Annotated in this window: 10 protein-coding genes; 1 reads left to right on the top strand and 9 read right to left on the bottom strand. The window is 66.5% G+C overall.

Features of this window, described 5'->3' with window-relative positions:
- On the top strand, positions 1 to 332 hold a 332-nt coding region (locus tag AB1824_03235), incomplete at its 5' end, for a hypothetical protein (GenBank protein ID MEW5763968.1).
- Here the strand turns inward: AB1824_03235 and AB1824_03230 are convergent.
- The 9 genes from AB1824_03230 to AB1824_03190 all read right to left on the bottom strand — a co-directional run bounded on the left by AB1824_03230 (position 313) and on the right by AB1824_03190 (position 9251).
- Positions 313 to 1272, bottom strand: coding sequence for a DMT family transporter (locus AB1824_03230; GenBank protein ID MEW5763967.1), 960 nt, complete (start codon positions 1270 to 1272; stop codon positions 313 to 315). The two genes, AB1824_03235 and AB1824_03230, sit on opposite strands and share 20 nt — an antisense overlap.
- A complete protein-coding gene (queC, locus tag AB1824_03225) occupies positions 1269 to 2042 on the bottom strand; it encodes a 7-cyano-7-deazaguanine synthase QueC (protein MEW5763966.1) in 774 nt (257 codons plus the stop codon). Before queC ends, AB1824_03230 begins: the two co-directional genes overlap by 4 nt.
- A 43-nt stretch (positions 2043 to 2085) precedes the next feature.
- Entirely contained in the window at positions 2086 to 2784 is a 699-nt protein-coding gene (locus AB1824_03220; protein ID MEW5763965.1) for a radical SAM protein, read from the bottom strand.
- Between the two features lie 7 nt (positions 2785 to 2791).
- Positions 2792 to 3145, bottom strand: a complete 354-nt coding sequence (queD, locus tag AB1824_03215; GenBank protein ID MEW5763964.1) for a 6-carboxytetrahydropterin synthase QueD — start codon at positions 3143 to 3145, stop codon at positions 2792 to 2794.
- An 86-nt stretch (positions 3146 to 3231) separates the two neighbouring features.
- Positions 3232 to 3873 (bottom strand): thiamine phosphate synthase, encoded by a 642-nt coding sequence (gene thiE, locus AB1824_03210; GenBank protein ID MEW5763963.1) that lies wholly within the window; start codon positions 3871 to 3873, stop codon positions 3232 to 3234.
- 46 nt (positions 3874 to 3919) lie between these two features.
- Positions 3920 to 5254 carry an acetyl-CoA carboxylase biotin carboxylase subunit gene (accC, locus tag AB1824_03205; protein ID MEW5763962.1) on the bottom strand — a complete coding sequence of 445 codons (1335 nt, stop codon included), beginning with the start codon at positions 5252 to 5254 and terminating at the stop codon, positions 3920 to 3922.
- Between the two features lie 8 nt (positions 5255 to 5262).
- Positions 5263 to 5814 (bottom strand): acetyl-CoA carboxylase biotin carboxyl carrier protein, encoded by a 552-nt coding sequence (accB, locus tag AB1824_03200; GenBank protein MEW5763961.1) that lies wholly within the window; start codon positions 5812 to 5814, stop codon positions 5263 to 5265.
- Between the two features lie 64 nt (positions 5815 to 5878).
- Positions 5879 to 7912, bottom strand: a complete 2034-nt coding sequence (gene ligA, locus AB1824_03195) for an NAD-dependent DNA ligase LigA (GenBank protein ID MEW5763960.1) — start codon at positions 7910 to 7912, stop codon at positions 5879 to 5881.
- A complete protein-coding gene (locus AB1824_03190; GenBank protein ID MEW5763959.1) occupies positions 7905 to 9251 on the bottom strand; it encodes an ATP-binding protein in 1347 nt (448 codons plus the stop codon). Before AB1824_03190 ends, ligA begins: the two co-directional genes overlap by 8 nt.
- Between the last annotated feature and the right edge of the window lie 33 nt (positions 9252 to 9284).

The raw sequence follows: 9284 nt of genomic DNA, 5'->3' as shown, positions 1-9284 counted from the left end.
CTTCGCCGTCCCTCTTTTCATCGGCCAACGGCAAGGCCCGGAGCTCCAAAGAGTCGATCCCCGAGGCCGCCGCCGTTCCGGCTCCCGAACCCCTCGTACTGTGCTCCCTGCAGACCCTGGACCGCACGCGTTACGCTTCTTTGCAACTCCCGGAGGGCGCGGCGCCCCCCTCGGGGACGCACTGGTATGTGGTTGTCGGGGAGGCGGGGGTCCGTTCCGTTGCCGACGAGAAGGGACGGCCGGTGGAGGGCGTGCTCGAAACCCTGGAGGCGGGGGTCCAGTACCTCCATTTGGCCCCGGGCCGGTACCGGCTCAAGCGCCTGGCGGAATAGGGGGGACCGCTTCGCCCCGTCCCACCCCCGATGGCCGCTCCCCTTTTCCGCCCGCCCGACCGGATTCCAGGGTGAGAAGCGTGACCGACGCGATCACAACGATCCCGCCGAGGAGCTGGCCCGCGAGGAGGGTCTCGCCGAGAAGCAGAATGGCGAGGGCCGTCGCCACCACGGGAATCACGTTGGTGAAGGCCGCCACCGTGGACGCCTTGAGGCGGCTCAAGGAGTAATTGAGCAATACGTACGCCAAGAAAGAGCAGCCGATCCCGAGGTAGGCGAGGGCGAGGACCGACTTCGTTTCCGGCGGGGGCCCCTTGTGCTGGAGCCAGTCCCATGCGGCGAACGGCCAGTACATGGCCACGGCGTAAAAGGCCTGGAGGCGGGTGACGGCGATCGGAGAATAGGCCACAACCAGGCGGCGGGCCATCGCGGTGTACATAGAGGCCGCGAGGGCGGCCCCCAAGATGAGCAAATTGCCAGAAAGGCTCCCTCCGAGGGCCTCCCCGAACCCGGAAGCGCCCACAAGCAGGGCGATCCCACCGAGGGATAGGACGATGAGAGCGACCTCGCGGGCCGAGACGGGGACCTTCAACCAGACCGCCTCCAGCACCATCACGAAAACAGGGATGGTCGCGATGAGCACGGCCGCAGTGGAGGCCAGCGTCCTCTGGATGCCCCATGCCTCGAGGAAGAAGTAGGCCCCGGGTTCGAAGAGGGCCAGCACGAGGACCTGGAGCGCACCCCGCCGGTCCATCCCACCCAGCCCCGTCCAGGGGGAAAGAGCGAGAAACACCAGGGAGGCCAGGACGAAGCGGAGAAAGATGAGCTGGGAGGGCGAGAAACCCTCGAGGGCGATCTTCGTCGCGGGAAAGGAGGCCCCGAAGAGGACCGACATGAAAACCACCGCCGCCACCGCCCGACCGCGGCCCGCGGCGGTCATGGCGAGCGCTTCAGGGCGTTCAGGAGGCGCCCCAGCCTGCGGATGCGGTCCCGCATGGCCTCCCGGTCCGGCGACCCGAGGGGGGCGTACTCGATGGGGTCCACCAGGCCCGCCCGTTCGAAGCCGCGCAGCCTCAGCGCGCACGAATCGCAGGTCCCGCACGCGCGGTCGTTGCGCAGATAACACGACCAGGTGAGACCCAGGGGCAGGCCCATCTCCGACGCGGCCTTCACGATGTCCGCCTTGGTCAGGTCCACGAGGGGCGCACGCACCCGGATGTTCGTGTCGGGCCGTGTCCCCGCCTTCACGAGGGCCTGCATGGCCGCCACGAACTCCGGCCGGCAGTCCGGATATCCCGAGGAATCCTGGGACACGGCGCCGTAGTAGACCGCACGGGCTCCGAGGGTCTCGGCCCAGCCCACGGCCATGGACAGGAGGACGGCGTTTCGAAAGGGCACGTATGTCACGGGGATCCGGCCTGAATCGAGGTCCGCTCCGGGCACGGGCAACCGACGGTCCGTCAGCGCCGATCCCCCCACGAGGGTGAAGAAGTTCGTGTGGACCACCAGGCGCCTCGGACCCGGAACGCCGAGGGAATCAGCGATCCGGACGAAGGACCTCAGCTCGGCCTCCTCGGTCCGCTGGCCGTAGTTGAAGTGGATCAGCGCCAGATCGTACCCGTCCCTCCGGGCCATGCCCGCGGCCGTCAGCGAGTCCATGCCCCCGCTGAGCAGGACCACGGCCAGGGGCCTCCCGTCCACCGTTTCCATGGTTCCTCCTCGCCATTCGCCCCTGGCGATCGGGCGATTCGAGTCAGCGGCCCCGCTGGTCTCCCCAGAGGACCTTGTGGAGCTGGACCATCAGGCGCGCCTCGGGACGGTCCTTTAGCATCCAGTCCGCCAGGTCTTTCGGATCCAGTTCCCCCCAGACGGGGGACAGGAAGACCTGGGGCGTGAGGGCTCCCGGGGTGCGCTCCAGGAAATCGAGGGCGAAGAGGTAGTCCTCGCGCCCGCGCAGGACGAATTTGAGCGCGTCCTTCGGGGTCAAGTCGCCGAGGATGTCGGTCTGAAACGAATCGGCTTCGCCGCTTCCCGGCGTCTTCACGTCCACGACCTTGGTCACCTCCGGGGGAAGCGCCTTCAGGGAAAAGGCGCCGCTCGTTTCGATCGACACCCGATGGCCTCCGAGGAGCAGGGCCCGGCAGAGGGCCGGGGTGGCGGCCTGGGCCATGGGCTCTCCGCCGGTCACGAGAACCCGGGAAATCCCGTACGACTCCACCCTGGAACAGACGGCTTCCAATGACATCCTCTCGCCCTTGAAGTAGGCGAAGGTGCTGTCGCAGTACCGGCAGCGCAGGTTGCAGCCCGTGAGCCGAACCAGGGTGGTGGGGTAGCCCGTCTCGGGACCCTCCCCCTGCAGGGACGGGTAGATCTCGTTCACGAGGAGGCTCTCGGCCGCTGGCTTCGCCCCGAGGTACCGGGACGCCCCGGAGCCTCCGTCGGCATCCGTCATGGGAACCTCACAAGTAGTAGGAAGCGACGGAGGTGTCCGTCTCGAATACGTTGACCCTGGATACGGGGACCTCGCCCGCGAGGCACTCGAAGACATGGCGGGCGATGTTCTCCGCCGTCGGGTTCACCTCCGTGAAGGGAGGCACCTCGTTCAGCACTTGGTGGTCCAGCCTCTCCAATACCCGATCGACCTTTTCCTTCAGCCGCCGGAAATCGACTACCATCCCGAGGGGGTCCAGCTCCACCGAACCCGCCACCACCTCCACCCTCCAGTTGTGCCCATGGAGCCGCTCGCAGTTTCCGGGGTAATCCTCCACGCGGTGGGCCGCCGAAAAGTGCCGAACGACTTTGACCTCGAACATGGTGGCCTCCCGGTGGGCCGGCCTTTCAGACGCCTGGGCCGGCGCTCCTTGCGGAATTAACAGCATATCGGATGGGAGGAAGGATGTCAGCCCCGGCTCGGAATAACCCGGTGTCGGCTCAGGAATTCCCGGAAGGACTCCGCGGGCCGTTCGCGTAGGGCCGAAACGACGGCCACGCTCGAGAACCCCCTTCGCCAGAGCGTTTCCGCCTTCGCGGCCGTGATCCCGCCGATGGCCACCACGGGCCAAGGCGACCGGGCGATCACTTCCCTTTGAACGAGCGGGGGCACGACCGGGTCCGGATCGGCCTTGGTGGCGGTCGGATAGACCGGTCCCAGGGCCACGTAGTCCAGGGGAAGGTCCAGGGCCTGCTCAAACTGCTCCAGGTTGTGCGTGGAATACCCGATGATCTTGTCCCTCCCGAGCAGGACCCGGGCTTCGGGGACGGGAAGGTCGGCCTGACCCAGGTGGACGCCGTCGGCCTCCGCCAGGAGACAGAGGTCCACCCGGTCGTCCACGATGACCCGACACGACGACGGCCTGGCCAGGCCCACCAGATCCCTCAGGTCCGCCAAGCTTTCTTCGTCGGCACCGCTCTTCCGGCGGAACTGAACCACGGCGCACCCCGCGCCGATCAGAGACTCGGCCCATGCGCGGAGCGCTTCCCCACGCAGGGCGTCGGGAGTGATGGGATAGACCGGCGGGAACTCCAGGGGAGGCGTCCTCATCTCGTTTCAGTTCGCGCCTGCGGCCGGGAGGCGGCCCCGGAGCGCCTCAGGCCATGAACCGTTCCATGAACTTCGTGGAAAGGCGGCCCTCGATGAAGTCCGGTTCGTCCATGATCTTCAGGTGCATGGGGATGTTGGTCTTGATCCCCTCCACCACGAAGGAGTCGAGGGCCCGCTTCATGCGCATGATCACGTCCTGCCGGGTGTTCCCGCGGACGATGAGCTTGGCGATGAGGGAATCGTAATGGGGCGACACGAAGTACCCTGCGTAGGCCGCCGTGTCCACCCTCACGCCGGGGCCGCCCGGGGCGTGGAACGTCGTGATCCGGCCCGGACTCGGCGTGAAACGCACCGGGTCCTCGGCGTTGACCCGGCACTCCATGGAGTGACCGCTGATCTTGATGTCTTTTTGGCGCCAGGTCATCTTCTCTCCGGCCGCGGCCATGATCTGGGCCTTGATCAGATCGATACCCGTGATGTTCTCGGTCACGGGGTGCTCCACCTGGATTCGCGTGTTCATCTCCATGAAGTAGTACTTCCGGTCGTAAAAGAGGAACTCCATGGTCCCCACGGTGTGGTACCCCACCGCCTGGGCCCCCTTCACCGCCGCCTCGCCCATTTCCCTCCGGAGGAACTCGCTGAGGGCCGGCGAGGGCGCCTCCTCGATGAGCTTCTGGTGGCGCCGCTGGATGGAGCATTCCCGTTCGAACAGGTGGATGACGTTCCCGAACTGATCGCCAAGGATCTGGATCTCGATGTGCCGGGGGGCTTCCAGGAATTTCTCCAGGTACAGGTCCCCGTTCCCGAAGGCGGCCGTCGCTTCCGCGCCCGCCATCTGGAAGGCGAGTTCCATGTCCTTCTCTTCGGGAACCACCCGCATCCCCTTGCCGCCGCCGCCCGCCGACGCCTTGAGGATCACCGGATAGCCGATTTCCGCGGCGATGCCCTTGGCCGTGTCCACGTCGGCCACGGGCCCGTCGGACCCGGGAAGGATGGGTACGCCGGCGTTCTTCATGGTCCGCTTGGCTTCGGCCTTGTTCCCCATAAGGGAAATGGTCCTTGGGGACGGGCCGATGAAGGCGATGTTGCACGCCTGGCAGACCTGGGCGAACTCTGCCGATTCGGACAGAAAGCCGTATCCCGGGTGGATGGCGTCCACGTTGCTCACTTCCGCGGCGGCGATCAGGTTCGTGATGTTGAGGTAGGAATCCCGGCTCGGCGCGGGCCCGATGCAGACGTTTTCATCCGCGAACCGAACGTGGAGGGAATCGATGTCCACGTCCGAATGGACGGCCACCGTCTTGATTCCCAGCTCCTTGCAGGCCCAGATGATCCGGAGCGCGATCTCCCCCCGGTTCGCGATGAGCACCTTCCTGTACATGGCTTCGCTCAGGCCGGCTGAATGAGGAACAGCCGCTCGCCGTATTCCACGGGCTGGGCGTTTTCGGGATACACGTCCAGCACGACGCCGTCCAACTCGCTCTCGATCTCGTTCATCAGCTTCATGGCCTCGATGATGCAGAGCGTCTGGCCTTTGCGGACGGTGTCTCCGATCTTGACGAAGGGTTCCGCTCCCGGAGCCGGAGAGCGGTAAAAGGTGCCGACCATGGGGCTCTTGATCTCCGTGCCCCTGGCGGCGGGCGTCGGGGCGGCCTCACCGGTGGACGGGGCCTCGCCTCCCGTCTGAGGAGGACCTGAAACGGGCGGCGCGGGAGGCGCCGGGGCGGCCGGAAGCGACGGTCCGCCCTGGGGAACCATGAAGTAGGAGGGTCCGGCGGACGGGGCCGCCTCGGTGGTTCGAAGCCCTTTCGAAAGGCGCAGGCGCATGCCGTCGCCCTCGATCTCGATCTCGTTCAGATTGCTCTTGTCGAGCATATCCACGAGCTTCTGGATGTCTTGAATCTTCACAGTGTTCCCCTTCTCGATGTCGGGCTTGGCCATGTCCACCCCTTCCGGCGCCCTCATTAGTACCACGTCCCCCCGGACCCGCGTCAAGCACACGCCTTCACGACGGGGGGGGCTCCGGTCCGAAAGGTCGCCCGCGGCCCGAAATCAGGGCCTTCAAGCCCTCCTCGTCCAGGATCCGGACCCCCAGCCTGCGGGCCTCCTCCAGCTTCGATCCGGCGCCCGGCCCCGCCACCACGGCCGAGGTCCGAGCGCTGACCGACCCCGAAACGGAAGCCCCCAGGGCCTCGAGCGCCTCCTTGGCCTGAGAGCGCGTCATGGACTCGAGGGCGCCGGTCAGAACGAAGGTCAGGCCTTTCAGGGGACCCTCCTCCAGGGGAGGCCCCCCGCCGGACATCCTCAGGCCCGCCGCCCGAAGGCGGTTCACCATCTCCCGGTTTCCGGGAACCTGGAAGAAGGCCCTGATTTCTCCGGCCACCTTCGGCCCCACGCCCTCGACCTTCTGGAGATCCTCCTCCGAAGCCTCGACCAGGGCGTCCACGTCCGGGAAGGCGCCGGCCAGGGCCCTGGCCGTTTCCAATCCCACCTGTCGGATCCCCAGGGCGTAGAGAACGTTCCTGTAGGGACGCTCCCGGCTGGCTTCGAGCTGGCGCAACAGATTGGAGGCGGACTTCTCCGCCATTCTCGGAAGGGAGGCCAGGGTCCCGAGGTCGAGACCGTAGAGGTCGGGAAGCGATTTCACGATGGTCCTTTCCACGAGTTGGTCCACGAGGGCCTTGCCGAGCCCCGCCACGTCCATCGCGTCCCGCGAGGCGAAGTGTCGCAATCCCTCCTTGAGCTGGGCCTTGCAGGACCGGTTCGCGCAGCGGAGGATCGCCTCACCCTCGGACTTGTGGACAGGCCCTCCGCACACGGGGCAAGCCGAAGGGAACTGGAAGGGCACGGCCCCGGCGGGACGCTTCTCGAACCGCACGCCCGTGATGTAAGGGATGACCCCGCCGGCGCGCTCCACGAGGACCGTGTCTCCCACGCGCACGTCCTTTTTTCTGAGGTCCTCTTCGTTGTGGAGGGAGGCGCTCGTCACGGTGACCCCGCCGATCCGCACGGGCTGGAGCCTGGCCACCGGAGTCAGGGCCCCGGTCCGCCCCACCTGGACCGCGATGTCCTCCACCCGCGTCTCCGCCTGTTCGGGAGGGAACTTGAAGGCTACGGCCCATCGGGGCGACTTGGCGGTGGCGCCCGCGCGCCTGCGGAGGTCTCCATCGTTGAGCTTGATGACCACGCCGTCGGCGTCGTAATCCAGCCGGCGGCGTTCCCGCGTCCAGGCCTCGCAGTAGTCCAGAGCTTCCCCGATGCCCCGGCACAGCCTCCCGTTTTCCTCCACAGGGAAGCCCCAGCCCCGCAGCGCCTCCAGCACTTCCCATTGGGACTCGGGGACGGGGCCTTCGGAACTCAGAATCTCGTAGCAAAAGAGGGAAAGAGGCCTACCCGCGGTGACCCGGGGATCGATCTGCCTCAGGCTCCCCGCCGCGGCGTTGCGAGGGTTGGCGAAGGGCGATTCTCCGTCCTCTTCTCGCCGGAGGTTCATCTCCGCGAAAGCCCGGACCGGAATGTACACCTCCCCCCGGACCACGAGCCGTTCGGGAGCGCCGCGCAGGGAAACGGGAAGGGTCCGGATCGTCCTCAAGTTCTCGGTCACGTCCTCCCCCACGAGTCCGTCTCCGCGCGTGGCGCCCCGGAGAAATTCCCCCGATTCGTACTGAAGGGCCACTGAGAGCCCGTCGAGTTTGATCTCGCAGACGAAATCCAGGTCACCCCGCCCCAGAATCCTCTCCAACCTCTCGTTCCACTCCAGGAGGTCTTCGCGCCCGTAGGTGTTGTCCAGGCTGAGCATGGCCGAGGGATGGCGGACGGGCGAGAAGGCCCGGCCCACCCTTCCTCCCACGGTCTGGGTGGGGCTGTCCGGAAGGCGGATTTCGGGATGGGAGGCCTCCAGGAGGCGCAGTTCCTCCTCCAGCCGGTCGTAAGCCTCGTCGCTGATTTCGGGAGCGTCGAGTTCATAGTAGAGCCGGCGGTGGCGCTCTATCTCCGCCCGCAGCGCCTTCGCCCTCGCTTCAGCCCCTGCCCTATCCATGGGATGGAACCTCGGCGGGAAGCACCAGCTTGAATCGCGCCCCCGCGGCGGAGGGGCCCACGATGGACAGGCGTCCGCCCAGGGTCTCCGCCAGCCGCCGCGCAATGGGAAGCCCCAGCCCCGTCCCGCCCTGGCGGGTCGTGAAGAAGATATCGAAGACCCTCTCGCGCTGGTCCTCCGGAACCCCCGGACCTTCGTCCTGCACTTCCACCGACATCTCCCCATTGCCCTCGGGAACCGCCGAGACGACTACCTCGCCCCCTTCCGGGGAGGCTTGGATGGCGTTGAGCACGAGGTTCAACAGCGCGGTTCGGAGCAGTCCCTCATCGGTCTCCAGGGAGGGGAGATCCTCGGGGACTTCCACCCTCAGTCTGACCCCCGAGGCCTTCGCCTCTTCGTGCACGAGCCGCCGCAACTCCTCCAGTACGCGCTGGAGGCTCGTGGTCTGAATGGTCGGAGACAGCGGGCGGGCGTACAGGAGGAAGTCGTTGACCAGGCGCTCCAACCGGCGGATCTCCTTTCGGATGGGGTCCAGCCAGGACCGGATGTCTTCCTGGGAGGCCCCGGAAGTCACTTCTTCCTCCAACATCTGCAGGTTCATCTGAATGGAGTTGATGGGGTTCTTGATCTCGTGCGCGATGCCCGAGCTCAGGAGGCCCAGGTACGAGAGGCGTTGCTGACTCTGAACCTCCTGCTCCATCCGCCGGCTGAGCTTGAGAACCCTCAAGACGTACAGGTAGGCGAGCCCGACCATGACGAGGATGACGGCCACGAGCAGGACGAACTTGGTGATCAGCTCCCGCCGGAACTCGTCAGCCTGCCGGATCAAGACGCTCTCGCTGACGGACAGGACGGCCCTGCCCATCTTGCCGGGCTCCATGGGGACGGAGACCTCGATGGGGATCCGGTTCTTCGTCTCCACCCGCTGTTGCCCCGGCTTGAGGCCGAGGATCTCGACATCCCCCCCCAGAAGCTGGCCGCCCTTCAGCCTGTCGTCGCGGAAGACCAGGTTTCCTTTCTCGTCGTACAGCTCCACCGACTCGAAGAACTTCTTTTCGGCCGCGAACTCGTTGAGCCGCGTGGTCACGATGGTCTGCTCCTTGAACCCTTTCTGCACCTCCGTCGTGGGGATGCGGGCCATGAGAGCCCTCAGCTCTTCGGAGTACCCCTGGAGGACCTTGGCGGTCTCGCGCTTTCCGAGGTCCCGAATGATGATCGTGGCACCGAACCCGACCACCGTGAGAAAAATGGCGGCAAAGACCACGGACGCCAGGATGCCCTCCTTCCGGAGCGCCGACTGCTTCGACACAACGGGGTTTTCCTCTGGAAACCCGGCCATCGAGATCCTCCGAGCCCCTGGGCCTGACCGGTG

This window comes from Acidobacteriota bacterium (genome assembly GCA_040752915.1).
In the GTDB taxonomy this organism is placed as follows: Bacteria; Acidobacteriota; UBA4820; order UBA4820; family DSQY01; genus JBFLVU01.
This window is presented reverse-complemented; position numbering and strand designations above follow the sequence as displayed.

Bases quoted from the DNA above. Each gene is read 5' to 3' on its own strand.
- queD (MEW5763964.1), bottom strand. From the start codon at position 3,145: ATGTTCGAGGTCAAAGTCGTTCGGCACTTTTCGGCGGCCCACCGCGTG.
- accC (MEW5763962.1), bottom strand. From the start codon at position 5,254: ATGTACAGGAAGGTGCTCATCGCGAACCGGGGGGAGATCGCGCTCCGG.
- AB1824_03230 (MEW5763967.1), bottom strand. From the start codon at position 1,272: ATGACCGCCGCGGGCCGCGGTCGGGCGGTGGCGGCGGTGGTTTTCATG.
- thiE (MEW5763963.1), bottom strand. From the start codon at position 3,873: ATGAGGACGCCTCCCCTGGAGTTCCCGCCGGTCTATCCCATCACTCCC.
- ligA (MEW5763960.1), bottom strand. From the start codon at position 7,912: ATGGATAGGGCAGGGGCTGAAGCGAGGGCGAAGGCGCTGCGGGCGGAG.
- AB1824_03190 (MEW5763959.1), bottom strand. From the start codon at position 9,251: ATGGCCGGGTTTCCAGAGGAAAACCCCGTTGTGTCGAAGCAGTCGGCG.
- AB1824_03220 (MEW5763965.1), bottom strand. From the start codon at position 2,784: ATGACGGATGCCGACGGAGGCTCCGGGGCGTCCCGGTACCTCGGGGCG.
- accB (MEW5763961.1), bottom strand. From the start codon at position 5,814: ATGGCCAAGCCCGACATCGAGAAGGGGAACACTGTGAAGATTCAAGAC.
- queC (MEW5763966.1), bottom strand. From the start codon at position 2,042: ATGGAAACGGTGGACGGGAGGCCCCTGGCCGTGGTCCTGCTCAGCGGG.